We start from the raw sequence: 19,928 nt of genomic DNA, 5'->3' as shown, positions 1-19,928 counted from the left end.
CCTGCTTTTTATCTCTATTAAAAGGCGTTGACATAAGTTAGTTAAAGGGAGATCCGAACGATAAATCCAATTCGTTCGGATTTTTTATGTCTATGGTAAAAGCAGGTTTCATGTATGCAGTTGCTTCTAGCTGGTGATTGGAGGGCAAGGAGAAGGCTCTTGCGGAAAGCGAATTCTTGCACGGAAATCAACAGCGGTGTAATGAGATTCACGCTAGCTCATTTATCCGTCTTTATTTTGTGCTTTAAAACAGCGGAGAATACCTAGCGAAATCCTGCTTTCTTGTGTGAGTTTTTTTGAATGTTTTAAGGGGACGAACCCTTCTTGTCCAATCACATATATATATAGAATGAGAGATAACACATCAGGCAAAGCCGGTGTTAATCACAAGTTCTTTCATATTATGATTGAAAGGAAAGGTTCACATGAAAAAAGTATGGCTAGATGCAGGACACGGCGGTACAGATTCAGGCGCTTTAGGAAATAATTTGCGTGAAAAAGATATTACGCTGCAGCTTGTACTACACGCGCGAGCGTATTTAGAACATAACTATTCCGTAGATGTTCAAGTAACCCGTTCAACCGATGTGTTTGTTTCATTATCAGATCGAGCGAATCGGGCTAATGCATGGGGAGCGGATATTTTTGTTTCTATGCACATTAATGCTGGAGAAGGTACTGGGTTTGAAACGTATCGGTATCCATCACAAGAGGGAAGTCAATCTTCTCTTTTACAAAAAGAGCTGCACACGGAGATTTTACCAACCATGCGCAAATTTGGGACGATTGCAGATCGCGGCTTAAAAACGGCTAATTACGCTGTACTGCGTGAAACAAATATGCCAGCTGTTTTATCAGAAAACTTGTTTATCGATACGACAGCCGATGCTGAAAAATTAAAAAACGCGACGTTTCTTCGAGAAGTGGGCGAAGCACACGCGCGTGGAATTGCTAAGTATTTAAACTTACCTTCTAATGGAGTTACATTCTATACCATTCAATCTGGAGATACATTTTATAGCATTGCAAAGAAGTATAATATCACCGTTCAGCAGCTGCAGGATGCAAATCCTGGCGTAGATCCTGCAAAACTGCAAATTGGTCAGCAAATTGTTCTTCCTGTCACTACGTATACTGTACAAGCAGGAGATACGTTTTATAGCATTGCGAAAAAATATAGCATGACCGTTCAGCAGCTGCAGGATGCAAATCCTGGCGTAGATCCTGCAAAATTACAAATTGGCCAGCAAATTATCATTCCAGCTGTTTAATATCTTTTTTATTTATTGAACTAATCTTACAAGCATATGGGCAAGGTGATGCTGCTGTTCTTTGTCTCCAACCTTCCACAGTTCGTGAAGCAGGTTTTCCTCTCGATTGCGCGGCTCTTCATGTTTGGCAAGGTAATCAGCTACTTTTTGAGCTGTTTTAGCAAGCTGTTCTTCATTCATCCCTAACTTTTCGCCTTTTGAGACCTTGTCTCCTAGATAACTTTTAAATCCTTCGAAGCTAGAGAGAATATCCTCTTTTTTCTCCTCGCTCATAGAATTAATTGCTCCTTCAACTTTTGCTGAATGATTTGTTTCTACAGAATTACTCATAGTTTTTTTCTCCTCTCATGGTTATATTTGGGTGTTAGAAAGCATATTCCCTGAGGATTCAGTAAATAAACGTCCAAATGTGTTATTTTTACATTATGGCGTTTTACAAGGACTTAAAAAGGTGAGGTCAACCGAGATTTTATCAACCAATAGTAAAATGACAAAAAAGACTTTGAATAAAGAAATCAAAGTCTTTTACTAATTTTTATTTTATACTGAAGCATCATACCTGGGGCGTAGGAGTAGGCGGGGCATAGCCTTCCTTATATTTATCATCGATTTCTTGGCGAATGTCTTCGATGCTTTTGCCTTTGCTGTAGTCTACTACAGCTTGAGCCGCTATTTCTAAACAGACGCCGCATTTTGTTCCGTGATCATCCCACGTCACTGCCCCGTTTTCTTTGTTTCCGAAGATAAAACAGTCGTAGTTGTTTTGATGATTAGCTTCTTCTCCACATCCGCAGTAGCAAGGAATGTTTTCTAGTAAGGTTTGATGCTTAGCAGCGGCTGCATAAATAAGCTGCATGTCTTCGGGCTTGTCACTTAGAAAAGAGGGAAGAGTTTCACTATTTTTTGTTTCTTCTCGCTTATCACCTAATGTGTGCTGCTGATGTTCTTTATGTTGTGTTGCTTCTGTACGTTTGCCGCCTGAACTTTCTTTACTTTCGTTTCCGCAGCCGGAGACCATGCTTGCTGCAAGAACAACTGTTATGACCTTTGATTTTATCATCAAAATGTTCATCCTTTCTTCAATTAAAGCTAGACAATAATATGTAGACCTATCATGTTAAACAGGCATCATTCGTCTTTGAAGTCATTCATCAACTTTCTGCAAAATAATTTTCCGATACATACCTTTCAACATGACGCTTGAATTCTCCTTCAAGATAAGCTGATCTCGGCTTGCTTCAAACACATGTTCAAAAGAGAGTCCAATATCCGTTCCTAGTAATTTTACGAAAGGGCGGAATATTTTTTTAGGAAAAGCCGCTGATTTTTTTTTAGTTTCAAATTTATCAAAAATCAGGATAGTTCCCTTAGGCTTTACTACTCTTGTCATTTCTTTTAAAGCTTGCTCCGCATCAGGGACTACGCTAAGAATTAAGCTTGCTACAACTACATCAAACGAAAAAGAGTCGAATGTTAGCTGCTGAGCGTCCATTTGGTGGAAGGTTATAGATGGATTTTTGTATTTATCTTTTGCTTTTTGAAGCATTTCACTGGAATAGTCGATGGCTGTTACATTTACTTCATGAGGAATAAAAGCTAAATCTGCACCCGTTCCAACACCTACAAATAAAATGCGCTGTTCAGATGAAAAGTAGACGTCTTGAAAGACTTTTTTTCTGGCTCGATAAAACATCCCGTTATTAAAAAACGCATCATAAAAAGGAGCCCAACACTTATAAATAAATTGATTCCAGCGGTTATTCACGTAAACCCTCCTAGAAAATAAGCTTTCCAACGCCTGCTGGAAAGCTTATGGATTACATTTAATTTTTCATTTTGAGTAAGCGAAGACTGTTTAAAATAACAAGTAGCGCTGCTCCTGTATCGCTTAAGACGGCAATCCATAGAGTAAGCCACCCTGGGAAGATAAAGGCTAAGGCGATGACTTTAACAATAATAGAAAACCAAATGTTTTGTTTGATGACAGCTAATGCTTTGCGGCTTAGCTTCATCGTATGAGGAAGCTTTTCTAAATTGTCTGCCATGAGAACAATATCAGCTGTTTCCATGGCCGTATCAGTACCAGCTCCGCCCATTGCAATGCCGAGATCAGCAGTTGCGAGGGCAGGGGCGTCATTAATTCCATCTCCAACCATAGCCGTTTGATACCCTTCATGTTGAAGCTGCTGTATGGCTTTCACTTTGTCTTCAGGCAGCAAATCGGCGAAATAGCGGTCTATCCGAGACTGAGAAGCAATCATTTTAGCTGTTCCTTCGTTATCACCAGTCAACATCACAATTTGCTGCATACCGTTTTGTTTGAGGCTTTCTAAAGCAGATACGGTTGTATGTCTGATGGTATCAGCTACGCTAATAATACCTAGAACACTTTTAGCTGTTCCGACAATAATAATCGTTTTACCTTCGTTTTGAAGCTTTTCAATATGAGACCAGCAGTGGGATAGAGGTGTTTCTAAATCTGAGAATAATTTTGCATTACCTGCGTAATAAACCGTTTCTTGAATTGTTGCCTGCACGCCTTTTCCTGTAAGGATTTTAAAATTTGATCCTTGTAAAGAACCGACTTTTTTCTCCTCTGCATAATCCACGATAGCACGGGCAATGGGGTGATTCGAATAGTCTTCAAGCGTTTTTGTTATCGCTAAAAGCTGATTTTCTTCAGCAGCAAGGGAAACAACCTCTGAAACAGCTGGTTTGCCTTCTGTCAGCGTTCCTGTTTTATCAAAAGCAATTGCATTGATTGCACCAGCTTTTTCTAAAAACGTCCCGCCTTTAATGAGCACGCCATTTTTCGCCGCGTTTCCAATCGCAGATACAATGGCCACGGGAGTAGAAATGACTAGCGCACATGGACAAGCCACAACTAATAATTCAAGCCCCTTGTAAAACCAGTCACTCCATGCACCATCAAAAAGGGGAGGGATGACCATAATGAATAAAGCTAAAATAAAGACGATAGGCGTGTAAATGGTTGCAAATTTATCAACAAATGCTTGAGTAGGCGCTTTTTTCTCCTGTGCTTCTTCCACTAAATGAATAATTTTAGAAATCGTCGTATCTTCCACTAGCTTTGTTACCTTAATTTCTAACGATCCGCTTTCGTTAATGGTGCCTGCATAAACCGTATCACCGATTACTTTATCAACTGGAATAGATTCGCCTGTAATAGGAGCTTGGTTGATACTGGATTCGCCGTTTATAATTTCACCATCTAGCGGAATTCGGTCTCCTGGCTTTACGACAATCACAGTGCCGATTGAAATATCTTCCGCTGCTTTTTTAATCAGCTGGCCGTTTTCTTTCACCCATGCTTCAGAAGGAGCTAAGTTCATCAAACCTCGTATCGAGTTTCTTGTTTGTTCAATCGACCTTGTTTGCAGAGCAACACCTAAAGCAAATAGCCAAACGACCGTAGCACCTTCAAGCCATTCCCCAATAACAGCTGCTCCAAGTGCTGCAACGGTCATTAAAACATTCATGTCTAAAGAACGGCTTTTAATTCCGTAATAAGCACTTTTAGCCGGCTTATATCCGCTGACAATCATGGCAATAGCGTAGAGTACAGTTGTCATATAAGAAGCAACTCCTGTATGAGAACCGATAAAACCTAATGCGATGAAAATACCCGAAAAAACAATCGGTCCATTTTGCCCTTTATGGTGCCGCGACTCAGCAGACTGCCTGCTGCTGGTTACTAAAGTAGCGGTATACCCAGCTTTAGATACTTCTTTAATAATGTCATCGGCTTCGTTATCGTGCTCAATTTGTGCTTTTCCCGTTGAAAAGTTAACGCGTACATCTTTGACAGCAGGAACTGTTTTTAAATGATTCACAATCGTGTTCGCACAAGCCGCGCAGTCCATTCCTTCAATCAAATACGTTTTCATTTTTTTATTTGATGGGATAGCCTCAATGTTAAACCCTAGTTTTTCTACTGAGCTTGGAATGAGTGACAGAGCTGACTCACTTGCCGCCGCTACCTGGAGCTTTCCTGTATTATAGTTGAGGGTTACGTGTTGAATATCGTTTAATGTTTTTAAACTTTTTTCAATCGTCGCGGCGCAGGAAGGGCAATCCATTCCATATACGCGGTATGCAGCCGTTTCTTCTATGTCACTGTCGCCTGGTACTATATCGTGATCACTGCAGCAAGAATGCTGGCCTTTATCGGTCGTTAACGCAATCGTATCTGAACAGCAGCTGTGACTGTGTTCATGACTCTTTGTGCCACAGGAAGAAGGCTCTTCAGTAGAAGCGGCTTCTGAAGAAGAGGAGCAGCAGGTCTTGCTTTCAATTTCTGTTGAAGAAGATCCGCTGCAGCAGCTTCCGGTATGCTGATGATTTTTTTTATCTTCGTGTTTCATTGTGTCCCACTCCCTATACGGTAAAAAAAACTTAAATGGTTACGTCTTCTTTTTTAGCAAACATGATATCAATTACTTGTTTAATATGTGCATCTCTTAAAGAATAAAAAGCTAACTTTCCTTCTTTGCGATAATTGGCAATTCCTATATTACGCAGCAGTCTTAAGTGATGAGAAGCAGTCGCAACTGTAGAGCCTACAATATTGGCTACGTCACATACACATAATTCCTCGCCTTTATACAGAGCCAAGACAATTTTAAGCCTCGTTTCATCTCCTAACGCTTTGAACAGGGCAGAAACCCCTTGAACAGCTTCGGCATCGATGGCAGGCTTAATACGATTTACTTTTTCTTCATTAAAACAATAAATATCACAGCGGTCTTTTGGCATGATTTCCTCCTTCATTCAAACGTTCAAATGATTGTTTGTTTATAATATATGTCAATTTTTAAAAATGTTCAAACATTTATTGAGTATTCGGAATTTTTTTCTGAGCAAAACATAAATATAGGAAGAATAAATATGGAGAGTATGCCTATTAGTGTATGTACTCTGTACTAAATGGTGCGGGCGAAAAGAGAATGACTTTACATGCAGAACAAAACAAAAAGCCACCCCTGTAGGTAGCCTTTTAATGATTTTAAAAATGATAGAAATAATGAAATATAGCTTAGACTTTGTTTACTTAATTAGTGTTTTAATCGGTTAAATAATAAATCTGCTGCATTATTTAACACCTTGTCCGATTCTTTTAATCGTTTGTCTGAGTTTTCTAAATAGGATTGAGCAGATAATACAACATCTAACGGATCCTTGACATTCTTCTTCTCGGTACATACTAAATGCCCTACACCATTTTTCCAATGAATCGTGCACTTAAAATTTACAAATGTATCCTCGCTCGTTCTCAAACGCAAATGCCTGATGATGGGGTTAGATGAGGAGTGCTGTGACAGCATCCAGATTGCTTGTTTCCGGTCGTCTTTATGAATAATGCTCCACAGACTGGAGACTGAAGAAAAATAAGAATGTGCTTGACTAGAAAAATGAAGGATTTCACCTTCTTGATTTAATTGAAAGTAAGGAACGGGGATCCATTTAAGTATGTTACTTTCCATCATGCACCTCTCCCAACTTAAGTAATCTCTTTTACCATATCACAATTACCTAATATTTGTATGATTTTTATTATTTTCCCCATGCTTTTCCCCGGTTTAAGCTGTAAAACCTAAAGAACTATTCAGTTTAAAACACTTGAAAAAAGAACGTATGTTCGATAAACTGAAAATTAAAGGAGCGAATTCTATGCGACAGCTACTTCAAGAAAGCTACTCTTCAAAACGACCTGTTGAAATTATTTATATGGACGATAAAGGATGTTTGACACAGCGATTTATTATTGTGTATAAAATTTATCCTCAGAGCGTAAAAGCTTGGTGCTTACTAAGGAACGAGAAGCGAACGTTTAAAATAGAGAATATCCTTTCATGCGGATTCAGCAATAAAAGGAAAAGCAGTTTTAGGCAGAAAGCTCACTCAATTTAAGAGGGGCTTTTTCATATCATTTCCTCTTATGGCGTGTGAGTTATTTTCATACACTATATCCACCAGAAAGGGGAATGAACATGACATTAAACCAAGGAAATAAAACTAAACACATCGCTAAAGGAAGAACGGAAAAAGGTGATATGACAATGCAGGGTGAGAAAAAACAGCATGAAGCACAAAGTACCTCTTTGTCTCATAACAATTGTCGGGCAAACCTTGATGGAGATTAATCTAAAAAAGGAAAGCTTTCGTTTCCGAAGCTTTCTTTTTTGGTGTATATCGCATTTTTAAGTTAACTTGTATTTTTCTGAGCCAATCATAATATAGTTTCTCGCTTCACGTGTTCATACTAAGCTATCTCGCTTCCTTCACTTTTAGAATCATTTTTCTGACGCTTGTGCAACATTAGTTCTAATGTATTACTCATAAGCGAACCTCAGTTTTAACGGGAAAGAAAAGGGGAAATGAAAATAAAAATTCTGCGTTTCTTCATTATAATAAGAAAAAACGATCTGTTTACTAGTATTTAAATCTTTCGAAAAATCAAAATAAATAATGATTGATTTCGTCACTTTATTGTGGTTTCATAATAAAGTGTAAAAAGACCATTTTTCTTTCAGAGAGAAATGAGATAGAGTGCTTCTGTGTTGATTCTTTCTTTTGAATATAGTATACATACAGGGGTATAGAAATTAATTGGGAGGAAAACATGGCGATACTATATATGAGCATAGGTATTTTACTTTTATTAATTTGTTACAGTTTTTATAAACGCTATGTGCCGGTGCAGGGAATAAAAAAAGTGACGACCGCCGACTGTGCTTCTACAACGATTTCGTATGTAGATGTTCGTCATTTTCATGAAATGAAACAAAACCCCTGTCAAAAAGCAATCCATATTCCGCTTCCTTATTTAGAGAGACAGCATGAGGAAATTCCATATAAAGAAGTGGTCGTAATTGTTCCTGACAGCATTTCCCGAAATTTAAGCATTCGGCAGCTCAAAAAACATGGGTATCAGGTCAAGGGATACATGTGTGCGGAAAGATGTGTGTAATAAAAAGAACAGCAAATGACCCTTTATAAGGTTTCCTTTTGGAAATCTGTGATATATAAGCTGAAAGATACCTGTGTCAAAACGGGTATCTTTTTTTGTTATGAAGATGAGAAGGGGGCAGGGAACGGTTTCTTTTGGTTCAACAGCTACTGAGTCTTTTAGCGTATTTTCATGACAAAAGGTTTGAAAAATCCCTTTTGTGGTAAAAAAAAACGTAGTTCTCCTAGTGCATAGACAGAGGTTTAATAGGCAGTTATAATTTAGGCAATTACATAAAAGGGGAGTAAGCTAAGGAAGGTGAATAGATGTGCGAAAGATAAAGCGGTTGCTATTTCTGTTCATTTGTATAGCGGTTGTAATTGTTGCGTATGAGATGATTCGATATCCGATTGAAAACAATGCTGCAAGTGTGCAGCAGCATTTGCGAAATTGGGAGCATAAAGAAAGTATTGATGGTTCTGCAAAGATTACGCTGCAAGATTTTAAACGGGTTGATCACTCTAATACATACATAGCCTTATTCTCCATACCTGGTGATAAAGAAGGAATGGCCGTATTGAAGCAAGGATGGAACAAACGCCTGCGTATTGAAGTCAGTACCAAAATGAGCAATTTAGTGGATTATGATGATATCCATACAAATAAAGGAACATATGCTCTGTTTACAGGAACAAATAGAAGTAAACAAATTGAGCGAGTAAAGGCGGCTTTGGTGCACGATACATATACAATTGATGCCGCGGTCCCAAAAAGTGATTATTTTGTGCTGTATGAAAAGATACCGAGTCATATTAAGCATCCGTTTCCAGCAACGACAACGCTGCTGGATAAAGCAGGGGATGATATCACCGTTAAAGAATTTATGGATCAGGAGCTGCGTGAATAACACGCAGCTTTTTTCTATAATAAAAGCTTTTTAAAAAAATTCACGTTTTGTTCATATTTTCGAAAGAAAGAATTTTAAGCAAAAAAATCAAATATTTGCTACAAAGTAAAGGGGAATTAACGGGCAAAATAAGTTTCATACAGGGCGTCACATTTTCTTTGAAAATTTGTCACAAAATATTCAATTATGTCGATGTGTATTGATATATCAATGTTGAAGCGAACATACAAAGCTAATTTTGCAGTTATTCCTAAAGAAATAGTTAAGAAATGGGAGCTGAATCCTTTTATTTACATTTATTCATACCAAATTATGTGATAGAATATCGCAAGGTTGAAGCACTCTAACCCCATTGGTACAGTCACTATATTAGAATATTTTTAATATAAAAAAATAAAGCAAAAGGGACGAAAAAAATGTCATTTTGTATTACAATAGTAGTGGCCTACAAATAAGGGGGAAGAGAGTCTGTATAAAAATGTCGTTATCTAGCGAAAGATAGCGCATTTTGAATGTTCATCAATATAGGCTTCGCATCATGTGTTGTTAGAAAGGAGAGTTTTAAGTGAAACCAAAAAAAGGATTTTGGAAGCTAGTAGGTTTACTATCTGCGCTTTCACTAGTATTTTTGAGCGGTTGTTCAAAGCTTGCTGTATTGAACCCGCAAGGTCCTGTTGCAAAAACGCAATCTGATTTAATCATTTGGTCTATGTGGATGATGTTGATCGTGGTTGTTGTCGTATTTGCTATTTTTATATTTGTTCTTGTCAAATATCGTGAAAAACCTGAAAACATGGACTATGAGCCACCTGAGCAAGAAGGTAACTTAAAAATGGAGGTTATTTGGACAGCATTCCCAATCATCATCTTAATTCTATTAGCAGTGCCAACTGTTAAAGCGATCTATTCTGCAGAAGAAGTACCGGCAGAATCAAAGGATAAAGATCCAATCGTGATTCACGTTACATCTGCAAACTGGAAATGGATTTTCAGTTATCCGGAACAAAATATTGAGACGGTTAACTACGTAAACATTCCAGCGGATACGCCAGTGAAATTTGAGTTAACAGCTCAAGGGCCTATGAACTCATTCTGGGTACCAGAACTTGGCGGACAAAAATATTCGATGAACAACATGTCAATGCCATTATACTTAGAAGCTGATAAGCCTGGTTCTTATATGGGACGTAGTGCTAACTTCTCTGGTGAACATTTCACTCAAATGCAGTTCGAAGTTCAAGCTCAAACGGACAAAGACTTCAAAGAGTGGGTTAGTGACGTAAAAGGTACAGCTGGTAAATTGACTGAAAAGAAATATGATCAAATCCTAAGCCCGGGCGTTGTTGGTCGTCAAACTTACAACGGTACACATTTAAAATGGATTGACCATGCAAAAGATGTATACATTCCTGGCAAAGAGCTAGAACGTGGTACAGGACATGATCACAGCAAGATGAAAGAAGACGAAAAAACGAGTAATGAAGAAATGGAAAACATGGATCACTCAAATCATGAATAACATTCATTTATTACACTAAATAACGTAATGATTGGGGGAAGACATAATGAAGCTAGATGAATTTTTCGTCACTGGCGAACCTATGATTTACGCTGCTGATGCAGCAATCGCTATGACGGTCATCGGTATCGTTTTTGTCTTAACATATTTCAAGAAATGGAAATGGTTATGGACAGAATGGTTAACAACAGTTGACCATAAAAGACTCGGTGTCATGTACATCCTTTCAGCTGTATTAATGCTTTTCCGCGGCGGAATCGATGGAATCATGATGCGTATGCAGCTTGCATTCCCGGGTATGAACATTTTAGATGAACATCACTACAACGGAGTCTTCACGGCTCACGGTGTTATCATGATCTTATTCATGGCAATGCCATTTATTATCGGACTAATGAACGTAATCGTTCCATTACAAATTGGTGCGCGTGACGTAGCATATCCGTTCTTAAACGCAATTAGTTTCTGGACATTCTTTATGGGAGCAATGCTATTTAACCTTTCTTTCGTAATCGGAGGAGCTCCTGATGCAGGTTGGACAAGTTACTTCCCGCTTGCAGGTAAAGAATTCAGTGAAGGTATCGGAAATAACTTCTATGCCGTTTCACTACAGATTGCTGGTGCTGGTACATTAATGACTGGTATCAACTTCTTTGTAACAATCTTAAAAATGCGTGCCCCTGGCATGACAATGATGAAAATGCCAATGTTTACTTGGTCAATCTTCATCACATCAATTATTATTATTTTCGCGTTCCCTGTATTAACAGTAGCGCTTGCACTTATGACACTTGACCGTGTATTCGGAACAGCCTTCTTTACAATGGCTAACGGCGGTCTTCCAATGATGTGGGCTAACTTATTCTGGATTTGGGGTCACCCTGAAGTATATATCGTTATTTTACCGGTATTCGGTGTCTTCTCAGAAGTTATCAGTACACATTCTCGTAAGAACTTATTCGGTTATAAAGCAATGGTTGTATCAATGGTCGGTATCGCATTCTTAAGTTACCTTGTATGGGTGCATCACTTCTTTACAATGGGTAACTCACCGTCAGTTAACTCGTTCTTCTCAATCACAACGATGTTAATCGCCGTACCAACCGGAGTTAAAATCTTTAACTGGCTCTTTACAATGTATAAAGGCCGTATCAAATTTACGACTGCGATGCTTTGGTCATTAGCGTTTATTCCAAACTTCGTAATCGGTGGGGTAACAGGGGTTATGCTTGCGATGGCATCAGCCGATTATCAATATCATAACAGTTACTTCCTAATCGCTCACTTCCACTATGTATTAATCTCTGGTACAGTGTTTGGCTGTTTCGCAGGTTTATACTTCTGGTATCCAAAGATTTTCGGTCACACGTTGAACGAAAAATTAGGAAAAATTTCATTCTGGATTTTTGTTGTTGGATTTAACGTATGTTTCTTCCCACAATTCTTCCTAGGTTTAGACGGTATGACTCGTCGTATGCAAACTTATGCAGACAACCTTGGGTGGAACGGATTAAACTTAGTTTCAACAATCGGTGCATTCTTAATGGGTCTTGGCTTCTTCGTATTAGTAGTTAACTTATTATACAGTGCATGGAAAAACAAACGCGACACTGCAAACGATCCTTGGGATGGCCGTACACTTGAGTGGTGGACTAAATCACCAGTTCAAGCTTACAACTTTGCAGTAATTCCTCATGTGAAAGAGATGGATGCATTCTGGCACATGAAAAAACGTAATGAAACAGAAATTAAAGCAGAAGACTTAAAACCAATTCACTTACCAAGCAACTCTGGTGTGCCGTTTATCTCAGGTATTTTCTGGTTTATCGGTGGATTTGGCTTAGTATTTGAATGGATTCCAATGGCAATCGTTGGATTAGCAGGTATTTTTGCTTGTATGCTTGCTCGTTCATTTGATTATGATCCGGGCTTCTATGTAAAAGTAGATGAAATCAAGAAGGTTGAAGGAATTACAGGGGGTGACAAATAATGGCAGGACATTTAGATAAATCATTGCCGTTAGAATACCAAGAAGAACAAAGTCGCCTGAATATCCTTGGATTCTGGATTTTCTTAGGTGCCGAGATCGCGTTGTTCTCTACGCTGTTCGTAACGTACTTAACGTACCATACGCGCACAGCGGGTGGCCCTACTGCAGAAGAACTGTTCGTTGTTAAAGATTTTATGATCGAAACGCTGTTACTACTATTCAGTAGTTTCACGATGGGAATTGCCATCTTTAAAATGCGTAATAATGATTTAAAAGGACTTTTAGTTTGGTTCGTTATTACGCTTGTGCTTGGTGGAGGATTCCTTTTCTACGAAATTCGTGAGTTTTACATGTACGCAGTTCACGAAGGTGCGACAATGCAAACAAGTGCCTTCTTATCAGGGTTCTTTACACTACTTGGAACGCACGGTCTTCACGTAACAGTCGGTGTATTCTGGGCAATCAGTATTATTATTCAATTAGTAAGACGAGGATTAACACCAGTTACTGCTCGTAAAGTATTTATTATCGGTTTATACTGGCATTTCCTTGATGTTGTATGGATCTTCATCTTCACGCTTGTATACTTGAACGGATTGGTGGGATAAGACATGGAAAATAAACAAGGCCAAAAAGCAGGTTTTCCGCTTAGTCATGTATTTGGGCTTATCCTTTCACTAGCCTTAACATTCGCAGCGCTTGGTTTAGTAGTGCTAGCTGATCTATCAAGAAGCATTACGATGACTCTTATCATGATCCTAGCGTTATTACAAGCAGCAATGCAGCTAGTAATGTTCATGCACATGACTGAAAGTGAAAATGGTAAAGTACAGGTTGCAAATATTCTTTACAGTTTCTTTATTGCACTTTGTATCGTTGTTGGTACACTGTGGATTCTTGCAGCTCACTTTAACCATTAAAAATAAAACCACTTACTTCGGTAAGTGGTTTATTTTTTTTCATTCAGTTTATATTTCAACGTTTGATATTCTCCCGTGGGAACTTTTTTTACTACTTTTCCTTTATCATCGCTATAAATATTTACTTGTTCGTACACTTCAATTCGGTATCCGCCTCTTTTTTCTGTTTTAACATGAACTTCTTTGACTGACATATTTAATTGTTCTGCCTCGTCTTCATCTGCAGAGGTTTCAACAGCTCCTCCATCAAGTGAAAGGTGAGATAAGCTGTCAAACGACTGCTGGGAATTGTTATCAACATAGCTTGTCACGACTAAAATGCCGGCAAAAAACAATACTAAAAAAAGCGTCCGGACTTTCATTTTCATTTTAAAACACCCCCATAAACTGACAAACCAGTACGACTGCACCCAATATCCAAACGTAAATTGCAAACGTTTTTAATGAATGATGCTTTAAATAATTGATCATCCATTTTACCGCTACATAACCAAATAAAGCAGATGAAAGGGTGGCGACGAATAAAAAGAAAACGGAAAGCTGCTCGACTTCACCTGTGACTACATCTTTTAATTGAAGTAACACCGCTCCGCAAATGGCGGGAGTCGACAATAAAAATGAAAAGTAAGCGGCTGTTTCACGGTCTAATTTTCGCATTAACGCAGCTACCATCGTTAAGCCAGAACGAGATACAGCAGGGAATATCGCAGCTGCTTGAAACGAGCCGATAAAAAAGGCATCTCCGTATGAAATATGGTCCATTTTTTTATAGCCATTTTTTACGGAATCACCAAACCATAACAGCAGTCCCGTCACAAGAAATTCCCAGCCGATCGTTAAACCAGATTTCGAAATACTGTCAAAATAGTCCTTGAACAAAAGACCAATCGCAACTGCAGGGATCGTTCCTATCACTAAAAGCCCTGTAAGCTTGCTAAAGGGATGACGAATAATATGCCATAGCTCACGCTTATAAAAGACAAACACAGCAAGCAGAGTGCCTATATGCAGCATCGTATCTAAATACAATCCTGCATCGTCTAAGCCAAATAAGTGGCGCCCTAAATATAAATGCCCCGTGCTGCTTATCGGTAAAAACTCTGTAAGCCCCTGAATGATTCCCAAAATAAATGCTTCAAACCACGACATCTTATCACCTCATACAGCGTGTCCTTATTAGTAGTGTATAGAGTAAGTTCTGAGAACATGACAAAAACATGGAAGTATAGGCATTCATTTAGTGAAATAAATACATAAAAATAGGTCATAGTATAAGAAGAGACGACCATTCTTATCTCCATCTCATCCACAATGGAAAGAGGTGCTAAAAATGATACGAAAATGGGTTGCTGTATGCGTCGTATTCGCTGCTTTTATTTTTCCACAGGCAGTAAGTGCCGAACAGCCAAAAGTAGAGATATTTCAAATTGAAACGGGCAGAGTCGTTCGTTCAACGCTCAAACCTCCCAGTGTTCAAAAAGAAGCCGAAAAAAGTATTGCGTCCATTACTGGTTTATATAAAAAGGCAAGTCCGCTTCCTAAAAAAGGCTATCTTGTTAAAGTACCTCTTGATCCAGCCGTAAAAATTGAAAATAGTGCGGTCAACACGCTGGCAAGTGAAGTTATTTTTGTTCTTGAGCCGAATCAAAAGCCAGTCATGATGGTATTTGACAATGAAAATAGAACCTATTTTTTTGAATTTACTCATGATTTAACTCTTCTCAGAAAAGCATTACAGCTATAAGTCATCGAAATGATGGCTTTTTTTACATAGACAGTTGACAGTTTATTATGATAAATGTAATATATTTAGAAAAGTCAGAAATAATAAGGGGGAGAATTATGTGATAGCTCTACGACCATTCTCCAAAAAAGACTTTAAACAGCTAATGGATTGGATTCCCTCCGAGTCATTTATGGTGCAATGGAGCGGCTCTAGCTTTTCTTTTCCGCTTACTCCTAGACAGTTAAAACACTACATTCGATATGCAAATGAAGATGGTGCTTCTACCTATGCTTTTTCTGTCATAGATGACAATGAACAGCTTATTGGGCATATTTCTCTGGCTCACATTGATTATTATCATAAAACAGGAAGAATTGGCCGAGTGCTGCTTGGTGAAAAGTATAGAGGAAAAGGGCTTTGCTCGCACATGTTTGAAAAAGTGTTAGCTTTCGGTTTTGAAGAACTGGGTCTTCACCGAATTTCGCTCGGCGTTTTTGATTTTAACGAGCGGGCGATTCAGTCTTATGAACGAATTGGATTTACACGTGAAGGCCTTCTTCGAGATGTCCGGCTTGTAGATGGACAGTACTGGAGCTTAATTGAAATGAGTATGCTAGAAAGTGAATGGGCACAGCGTGATGTGCATCAAAAATCAAGCTAACATCTACTAGTGAAAAGCCAGCTTCCCAACAAGCCGGCTTTTTTGACGTGTGCTTAAATTTCCTCAAGAAGGTATAAATTTTCATTCATTAAGGCATATAGAGAGTAAGTGATGTGTAAAGGAGGCCGTATGAATGAAAAAATACAAAGTAGGCATCTTAGCGGCATGTATGTTGCTTTTAGGAACCGCTGGGTTTGGAATTGTCTATCAGCATCAAACATCTGCTAAAGAGCAGCCTCATTCGTTTAATGTACTGGTGATGGGCGTAGATGAAAGGCCAGGCGATACGGGCCGCTCAGATGTATTAATGGTGGTCAATTTAGATAAAAGCCATAATAAAGCAAAGGTTATGCCGATCCCTAGAGATACGCGCGTGCACATTGATGGAAAAGGAACGGATGAGAAAATTAATCATGCTTATCGATACGGAGGCATTCCTTTAACCGTGCGCACGGTTGAGAATTTTTTAAATATTGACGTTGACTACTATGTGAAAGTAAATATGGAGGGGTTCAAAGATGTAGTCGATGAACTTGGCGGCGTGAACGTGAATAACCCGTTTCCTTTTGTCTTTGATTCATTTATTTTTCCTGAAGGAGAAAATGCGTTGAACGGTGAAAAAGCTCTTGCCTATGTGCGGATGAGACATGAAGACCCAAAAGGTGATTTAGGAAGAAACAATCGCCAGCGTCAAGTGGTGGAAGCTCTATTAGATAAAGGAATGAACATGTCAACTGTGAAAAATATCCCAAGTCTTCTCACGCTCGCAAAAAAGCATATCCAAACGAATATTGATGTCAGCGATGCATTTACGATGTATAACGTCATTAAGAATGGACGGCCTGATTTCGAAACGGTAACGGTAAAAGGAGAAGGACAAATAGTAGATGGTACATGGTATTATGTTGTAAAAGCATCTGAAAAAAAGCAGCTGAGCGCTATGTTTCAACAAACCCATTAATAAAAAAGAGGGCTGAAAAAATTCAGCCCTCTTTTTATTCACCAATTTCTTCTTGACGCTGCAAGCAGGAAATTTGTTTTTTCTCTGGATGGACACCAAATGTATAGCCCCACGTTTGCAATTTATCTAGAATGATTTCGTCTTTTTTAAAGCCAAAGATCATCACTACATCTTGGTTTTCATCTAAAAGCAAATACTTTTCATCTTTGCGCCACATCGTTAAGTTTGACGCATAGAAAAGATTCCAGCCGTTATTCATGCGATGGCCGGTTGCTTGGTTTTTATAGTTGACAATCATATTTCTTCCTCCATTAGTGAATCTTTCTAAAAGTAAAACTTCAAAGAATATTATAAACGTTCTCTTCCTAGAAATCTATTATTTATCCTGTTGATGGGAACTTGCCGTGATGTTTATAAAATACATGTGATAAAAGATTTAGTATATAAGGATATATCTGTATAAAACAAGAGTCAATAAGTAAGAAAACGGAGAAAAAAAGGGTCTAAAAGCGTATGTAATTGAAAAAAATATAAGTTATCTAGCTTTAAAGACTTAAAAACACGCTTTTCAGACCATGGACATGCTTTTTCGAATTTCTACCTACAAGAAAGAAGGCAGAGGTGCGAAATGTGTAGGTGAATCTAAATGAGTTTACGGTAAACATGGAGCCCCAAAACGTGGTACACGCTAGAAAAGGGGGAAATTCAACGATGTCCAAAAAAGCGCTGTGGATTAAAAATGCTTCGCAAGTTGTAACGGCCAAAGAAAATAAAGGTCCTTTAGCTGGAAAAGAAATGAGAAACTTGACGGTGATTGAAAATGGCTCAGTCTGGATAGAAGGAGATCAAATTGTGACCGTAGGTACAACAAAAGAGCTAGAACAAAAATATGAAAGAGACAGGAAGGACGCAACGATTATTGATGCTTCTCACAAAATTGTAACTCCGGGTCTGGTTGATCCCCATACACACGCTGTGTACGCTGGATCGCGTGAAGAAGAATTTTATAGGCGATTTGAAAGACCAACTTCTTACTTGGATTTATTAGAAGAAGGTCGAGGTATTCACTCCACTGTCGTTCAAACACAGGAAGAATATGCGTACCGGATTTATCAGCAGAGCTATGAGCGTCTTACGTCTTTTCTAGCTCACGGAGTCACAACTGTAGAAGTGAAAAGCGGATATGGCTTAGAACTAGAAACAGAACTAAAGCAGCTGCAAATCGCTAAAATGCTGAATGATACACACGCAGTTGATGTCATAAGCACCTTCTTAGGAGCACACGTCGTACCTTTAGCATATAAAAGAGATACGCAGAAATACGTCAATTTACTTATTCACGAAATGATTCCTCAAATTTCTTCTTATAAGCTTGCAGCATTTAATGATGCTGTATGTCTTCCAAATGCTTTTTCATTCAAACAATGTCAAGAAATACTAGAAGCCGGGAAAAGCCATGGCATGCTTCCTAAAATACATGCCGACCCCTTTGAATACTGCAGAGGAGCGGAGCTCGCAGCAGAGGTAGGAGCGATATCAGCAGATTATCTTTTGTATGCTTCTGATGAAGGATTAAAGAAACTGGCTGAAAAACGGATCGTAGCGACCCTTTTACCGGGGAATTCCTTATTTGTTGGAATGAAATGGCCAGATGCTAGAAAAATGATCGATTTAGGCGTTCCGGTTACTCTTTCTACAGACTGCAATCCAGGTTCATCTCCAACGACTTCACAGCAATTTGTGATGAACCTGGCATGTATGAATATGAACATGAGTCCTGAAGAAGTGCTTGTAGCCACAACTATTAACGCAGCTCATGCTATTAATCAAGGAGATAAGATTGGGAGTATTGAAGCAGGAAAACAGGCTGACTTAGCGATTTTTAATGTCTCTAGTTATCGAACCCTTCAGTATCAGTATGGCTTAAATCATATTGATAGCGTAGTGAAAAAGGGAGAAGTAGTTGTAGAAAACGGAAAAGTTTTGTAAAACAAGTTTATAGAAAAAGAGAAAAGGGTAAAGAATAGAGAATTTGTTACACATGCAAAGGCAGGGAATTTAGATATGATTACAAAACAAAATGTTATTCCATTACTAAAAGAAGCTTGCCCATCTTTTGAGCCAAGCGAAGAAGTGGACCTCAACGATAAAGAAGAGCTGCAGCATGAATTAAGCCGAGTTGCGGGTCATTTAATCTCTCTAGAATATAACGGCCAGCTCCAGCGTGAACCGGACGTATTTGAAGCGATTGAACAGCTGTATATAGAAGGTGAAGCTGATGTGAAAGAAGCTGTTACAACGGGACTCTTTCAAGCAATGCATGAAATGATTATAGATCAGCAAATTAGCCCAGAAGAAATTGGAATGCTATTAAAACCTCACTCACTGAAGTGGTGGAAAACGATTGACCATTTTAGCGAAAACAGTGGTGAACAGTAAGGAAAAAGAACGTCATGGGAACATGATGTCCGTGACGTTCTTTTCTTTTACTGTTCTTTTTTCAGCTGTCTCTCCAAAATAAAAGGGCCGAACGGAATAACCGACATAAGAAATGCAAACAAAGAGCGGCCGATTGACCATTTATGCGCGAATTTTACATGAACGACTGCAAAAGCATACAGCACAAAAAGTGCACCGTGTGCTGCGCCTACAACTGATACAGCTTCTGGTATGCCTGCTGCATATTTTAGGGGCATAGCAATGCCAAGCAGCAGTAAAAATGAAATTCCTTCTAAAATTCCTACTAAACGCAGGCGACCGATTGGTGATGTAAGAACCATGTTTTCTCCTCCCGTAACGACGGAATAAATTTCTGTATCAATGACAAAAATGTACCATAGCGGGCTCTTCATATACAAGCATCATTTGTATCTGTCACAAAAAAGTCGAAAACGCTTTAATTTGCTCTATAGAAGTGTTTGGTTTAAAAAACTGACATACTCTTGTGATGCAAGGGATAAAGAAGCACACTACGTGTTGACAAGTTATTTTAATTATTTTATA

Annotated in this window: 23 protein-coding genes; 13 read left to right on the top strand and 10 right to left on the bottom strand. The window is 38.6% G+C overall.

Annotated features, from left to right (window positions below; genetic code table 11):
- The first annotated feature begins 425 nt into the window (after positions 1-425).
- Entirely contained in the window at positions 426-1,271 is an 846-nt protein-coding gene (locus AC3WJG_RS00115; RefSeq protein WP_098332004.1) for an N-acetylmuramoyl-L-alanine amidase family protein, read from the top strand.
- Between the two features lie 12 nt (positions 1,272-1,283).
- On the opposite strand, the gene AC3WJG_RS00110 is transcribed toward AC3WJG_RS00115, so the two are convergent.
- The 6 genes from AC3WJG_RS00110 to AC3WJG_RS00085 form a co-directional block, all read right to left on the bottom strand.
- Positions 1,284-1,601 carry a DUF3243 domain-containing protein gene (locus AC3WJG_RS00110; protein WP_013083905.1) on the bottom strand — a complete coding sequence of 106 codons (318 nt, stop codon included), beginning with the start codon at positions 1,599-1,601 and terminating at the stop codon, positions 1,284-1,286.
- A 223-nt stretch (positions 1,602-1,824) separates the two neighbouring features.
- Positions 1,825-2,331, bottom strand: a complete 507-nt coding sequence (locus AC3WJG_RS00105) for a PCYCGC motif-containing (lipo)protein (protein WP_028409232.1) — start codon at positions 2,329-2,331, stop codon at positions 1,825-1,827.
- 84 nt (positions 2,332-2,415) lie between these two features.
- Entirely contained in the window at positions 2,416-3,036 is a 621-nt protein-coding gene (locus tag AC3WJG_RS00100) for a class I SAM-dependent methyltransferase (RefSeq protein ID WP_098524749.1), read from the bottom strand.
- A gap of 58 nt (positions 3,037-3,094) precedes the next feature.
- Complete coding sequence (locus tag AC3WJG_RS00095; RefSeq protein ID WP_337134125.1) at positions 3,095-5,656, bottom strand: heavy metal translocating P-type ATPase; 2,562 nt, start codon at positions 5,654-5,656, stop codon at positions 3,095-3,097.
- Between the two features lie 31 nt (positions 5,657-5,687).
- Entirely contained in the window at positions 5,688-6,047 is a 360-nt protein-coding gene (locus AC3WJG_RS00090; RefSeq protein ID WP_013057833.1) for an ArsR/SmtB family transcription factor, read from the bottom strand.
- A 299-nt stretch (positions 6,048-6,346) separates the two neighbouring features.
- Positions 6,347-6,778 carry a PAS domain-containing protein gene (locus AC3WJG_RS00085; protein WP_028409230.1) on the bottom strand — a complete coding sequence of 144 codons (432 nt, stop codon included), beginning with the start codon at positions 6,776-6,778 and terminating at the stop codon, positions 6,347-6,349.
- A 504-nt stretch (positions 6,779-7,282) separates the two neighbouring features.
- On the opposite strand from AC3WJG_RS00085, the gene AC3WJG_RS00080 reads away from it, so the two are divergent.
- From AC3WJG_RS00080 to qoxD, 7 genes are all read left to right on the top strand, one after another.
- Positions 7,283-7,435, top strand: a complete 153-nt coding sequence (locus AC3WJG_RS00080; protein WP_169305203.1) for a hypothetical protein — start codon at positions 7,283-7,285, stop codon at positions 7,433-7,435.
- A 479-nt stretch (positions 7,436-7,914) separates the two neighbouring features.
- The gene (locus tag AC3WJG_RS00075; protein ID WP_028409228.1) at positions 7,915-8,262 is read left to right on the top strand and encodes a rhodanese-like domain-containing protein; all 348 of its coding nucleotides are present in this window, start codon (positions 7,915-7,917) and stop codon (positions 8,260-8,262) included.
- 307 nt (positions 8,263-8,569) lie between these two features.
- On the top strand, positions 8,570-9,148 hold the full coding sequence (locus AC3WJG_RS00070) for a hypothetical protein (RefSeq protein ID WP_025751110.1): 579 nt from the start codon (positions 8,570-8,572) through the stop codon (positions 9,146-9,148).
- Between the two features lie 565 nt (positions 9,149-9,713).
- On the top strand, positions 9,714-10,667 hold the full coding sequence (qoxA, locus tag AC3WJG_RS00065; protein WP_013057827.1) for a cytochrome aa3 quinol oxidase subunit II: 954 nt from the start codon (positions 9,714-9,716) through the stop codon (positions 10,665-10,667).
- 46 nt (positions 10,668-10,713) lie between these two features.
- Entirely contained in the window at positions 10,714-12,657 is a 1,944-nt protein-coding gene (qoxB, locus tag AC3WJG_RS00060) for a cytochrome aa3 quinol oxidase subunit I (protein WP_013083896.1), read from the top strand.
- Entirely contained in the window at positions 12,657-13,265 is a 609-nt protein-coding gene (gene qoxC / locus AC3WJG_RS00055) for a cytochrome aa3 quinol oxidase subunit III (protein WP_013057825.1), read from the top strand. Before qoxB ends, qoxC begins: the two co-directional genes overlap by 1 nt.
- Positions 13,266-13,268: 3 nt before the next feature.
- Positions 13,269-13,577, top strand: coding sequence for a cytochrome aa3 quinol oxidase subunit IV (qoxD, locus tag AC3WJG_RS00050; RefSeq protein ID WP_013057824.1), 309 nt, complete (start codon positions 13,269-13,271; stop codon positions 13,575-13,577).
- Positions 13,578-13,606: 29 nt separating this feature from the next.
- Here the strand turns inward: qoxD and AC3WJG_RS00045 are convergent, their stop codons facing one another.
- Positions 13,607-13,945, bottom strand: coding sequence for a hypothetical protein (locus AC3WJG_RS00045; RefSeq protein WP_028409226.1), 339 nt, complete (start codon positions 13,943-13,945; stop codon positions 13,607-13,609).
- A gap of 1 nt (position 13,946) precedes the next feature.
- A complete protein-coding gene (locus AC3WJG_RS00040) occupies positions 13,947-14,726 on the bottom strand; it encodes an undecaprenyl-diphosphate phosphatase (protein WP_098524747.1) in 780 nt (259 codons plus the stop codon).
- A gap of 181 nt (positions 14,727-14,907) precedes the next feature.
- On the opposite strand from AC3WJG_RS00040, the gene AC3WJG_RS00035 reads away from it, so the two are divergent.
- From AC3WJG_RS00035 to AC3WJG_RS00025, 3 genes are all read left to right on the top strand, one after another.
- Positions 14,908-15,321 carry a hypothetical protein gene (locus AC3WJG_RS00035; RefSeq protein ID WP_098524746.1) on the top strand — a complete coding sequence of 138 codons (414 nt, stop codon included), beginning with the start codon at positions 14,908-14,910 and terminating at the stop codon, positions 15,319-15,321.
- A 100-nt stretch (positions 15,322-15,421) separates the two neighbouring features.
- Entirely contained in the window at positions 15,422-15,964 is a 543-nt protein-coding gene (locus AC3WJG_RS00030) for a GNAT family N-acetyltransferase (RefSeq protein ID WP_028409223.1), read from the top strand.
- A 133-nt stretch (positions 15,965-16,097) separates the two neighbouring features.
- Positions 16,098-16,925, top strand: coding sequence for an LCP family protein (locus AC3WJG_RS00025; protein ID WP_098524745.1), 828 nt, complete (start codon positions 16,098-16,100; stop codon positions 16,923-16,925).
- Between the two features lie 34 nt (positions 16,926-16,959).
- Here AC3WJG_RS00025 and AC3WJG_RS00020 read toward each other — a convergent pair whose 3' ends face one another.
- Positions 16,960-17,223, bottom strand: coding sequence for a hypothetical protein (locus AC3WJG_RS00020; RefSeq protein ID WP_013057818.1), 264 nt, complete (start codon positions 17,221-17,223; stop codon positions 16,960-16,962).
- A gap of 413 nt (positions 17,224-17,636) precedes the next feature.
- On the opposite strand from AC3WJG_RS00020, the gene hutI reads away from it, so the two are divergent.
- Positions 17,637-18,914 carry an imidazolonepropionase gene (hutI, locus tag AC3WJG_RS00015; RefSeq protein ID WP_492587844.1) on the top strand — a complete coding sequence of 426 codons (1,278 nt, stop codon included), beginning with the start codon at positions 17,637-17,639 and terminating at the stop codon, positions 18,912-18,914.
- Between the two features lie 75 nt (positions 18,915-18,989).
- A complete protein-coding gene (locus tag AC3WJG_RS00010; protein WP_098524743.1) occupies positions 18,990-19,364 on the top strand; it encodes a DUF7674 family protein in 375 nt (124 codons plus the stop codon).
- Between the two features lie 47 nt (positions 19,365-19,411).
- Here AC3WJG_RS00010 and AC3WJG_RS00005 read toward each other — a convergent pair whose 3' ends face one another.
- Complete coding sequence (locus AC3WJG_RS00005; protein WP_098778950.1) at positions 19,412-19,705, bottom strand: DUF3817 domain-containing protein; 294 nt, start codon at positions 19,703-19,705, stop codon at positions 19,412-19,414.
- Between the last annotated feature and the right edge of the window lie 223 nt (positions 19,706-19,928).

Source organism: Priestia sp. FW507-14D1A, assembly GCF_058781295.1.
Note: the sequence above shows the minus strand (reverse complement) of the source record. Positions and strands in the feature narration are given on the sequence as shown.

What these genes read in the sequence shown, in the direction of transcription:
- qoxB (WP_013083896.1), top strand. Translation starts at nt 10,714, where the DNA reads ATGAAGCTAGATGAATTTTTCGTCACTGGCGAACCTATGATTTACGCT.
- AC3WJG_RS00095 (WP_337134125.1), bottom strand. Translation starts at nt 5,656, where the DNA reads ATGAAACACGAAGATAAAAAAAATCATCAGCATACCGGAAGCTGCTGC.
- AC3WJG_RS00105 (WP_028409232.1), bottom strand. Translation starts at nt 2,331, where the DNA reads ATGATAAAATCAAAGGTCATAACAGTTGTTCTTGCAGCAAGCATGGTC.
- AC3WJG_RS00085 (WP_028409230.1), bottom strand. Translation starts at nt 6,778, where the DNA reads ATGATGGAAAGTAACATACTTAAATGGATCCCCGTTCCTTACTTTCAA.
- AC3WJG_RS00025 (WP_098524745.1), top strand. Translation starts at nt 16,098, where the DNA reads ATGAAAAAATACAAAGTAGGCATCTTAGCGGCATGTATGTTGCTTTTA.
- AC3WJG_RS00035 (WP_098524746.1), top strand. Translation starts at nt 14,908, where the DNA reads ATGATACGAAAATGGGTTGCTGTATGCGTCGTATTCGCTGCTTTTATT.
- AC3WJG_RS00090 (WP_013057833.1), bottom strand. Translation starts at nt 6,047, where the DNA reads ATGCCAAAAGACCGCTGTGATATTTATTGTTTTAATGAAGAAAAAGTA.
- AC3WJG_RS00080 (WP_169305203.1), top strand. Translation starts at nt 7,283, where the DNA reads ATGACATTAAACCAAGGAAATAAAACTAAACACATCGCTAAAGGAAGA.
- AC3WJG_RS00010 (WP_098524743.1), top strand. Translation starts at nt 18,990, where the DNA reads ATGATTACAAAACAAAATGTTATTCCATTACTAAAAGAAGCTTGCCCA.
- qoxD (WP_013057824.1), top strand. Translation starts at nt 13,269, where the DNA reads ATGGAAAATAAACAAGGCCAAAAAGCAGGTTTTCCGCTTAGTCATGTA.
- AC3WJG_RS00005 (WP_098778950.1), bottom strand. Translation starts at nt 19,705, where the DNA reads ATGGTTCTTACATCACCAATCGGTCGCCTGCGTTTAGTAGGAATTTTA.
- AC3WJG_RS00020 (WP_013057818.1), bottom strand. Translation starts at nt 17,223, where the DNA reads ATGATTGTCAACTATAAAAACCAAGCAACCGGCCATCGCATGAATAAC.
- AC3WJG_RS00075 (WP_028409228.1), top strand. Translation starts at nt 7,915, where the DNA reads ATGGCGATACTATATATGAGCATAGGTATTTTACTTTTATTAATTTGT.
- AC3WJG_RS00110 (WP_013083905.1), bottom strand. Translation starts at nt 1,601, where the DNA reads ATGAGTAATTCTGTAGAAACAAATCATTCAGCAAAAGTTGAAGGAGCA.
- AC3WJG_RS00040 (WP_098524747.1), bottom strand. Translation starts at nt 14,726, where the DNA reads ATGTCGTGGTTTGAAGCATTTATTTTGGGAATCATTCAGGGGCTTACA.
- AC3WJG_RS00045 (WP_028409226.1), bottom strand. Translation starts at nt 13,945, where the DNA reads ATGAAAATGAAAGTCCGGACGCTTTTTTTAGTATTGTTTTTTGCCGGC.
- qoxC (WP_013057825.1), top strand. Translation starts at nt 12,657, where the DNA reads ATGGCAGGACATTTAGATAAATCATTGCCGTTAGAATACCAAGAAGAA.
- AC3WJG_RS00115 (WP_098332004.1), top strand. Translation starts at nt 426, where the DNA reads ATGAAAAAAGTATGGCTAGATGCAGGACACGGCGGTACAGATTCAGGC.
- hutI (WP_492587844.1), top strand. Translation starts at nt 17,637, where the DNA reads ATGTCCAAAAAAGCGCTGTGGATTAAAAATGCTTCGCAAGTTGTAACG.